The sequence below is a fragment of the Kocuria cellulosilytica genome, assembly GCF_040981245.1.
GTDB lineage: Bacteria > Actinomycetota > Actinomycetes > Actinomycetales > Micrococcaceae > Kocuria > Kocuria cellulosilytica.
The window spans coordinates 1-513 of record NZ_JAVFWZ010000153.1; the positions used below are offsets into that span (position 1 = coordinate 1).

General features: G+C 70.8%; 1 protein-coding gene. It reads right to left on the bottom strand.

The window, feature by feature from the left end:
- Nucleotides 1–153 (bottom strand): 30S ribosomal protein S20 (gene rpsT, locus RCG67_RS17455; protein WP_368828083.1); only part of this gene is annotated, 153 nt, incomplete at its 3' end.
- Nucleotides 154–513: the final 360 nt, after the last annotated feature.

Consider the following 513-nt stretch of genomic DNA (forward strand, 5'->3'; position numbering starts at 1 on the left):
CAGGGCGTCCTGGGCGGTCTCCTTGTCGGCGGCGCTCACGGCGTCGTCGACGCGACGGACGAGCGTCTTCAGCTCGGACTTGTACGCGTTGTTGCGCAGGCGCGACTTCTCGTTGGTGAGGTTGCGCTTCTTCTGGGACTTGATGTTGGCCACGTGAAACTCCTTGGCGGTGGGTACGGAATTCGGTCAGTGAGGGCAAACAGGCCGGCCATGTGACTGAGTGGGAGTGGGGACGCCCGTGTGGCGACCGTCCTGCGGTGCCCAACGACCAGCGCGGACACACAGCAGAAAAGTCTAGCAGACGTTCCTCCTCCGCCCGGCGGCGGCGGCACGCGTGCGCGCCCCCGTCCGGGCGGGGGCGGAGCGGCTCAGCCGCGACGGCGGCGCAGCTCCTCGGCGACCTGCCGGAACCGCTCCGCCGGGAGCACGGCGCCCTCCCGGCGGACGTCGTCGGGCAGCACCTGCACCACGCGGTCCAGCTTCACCTCGGAGGCCCGTCCCCGGCGGTCCCAC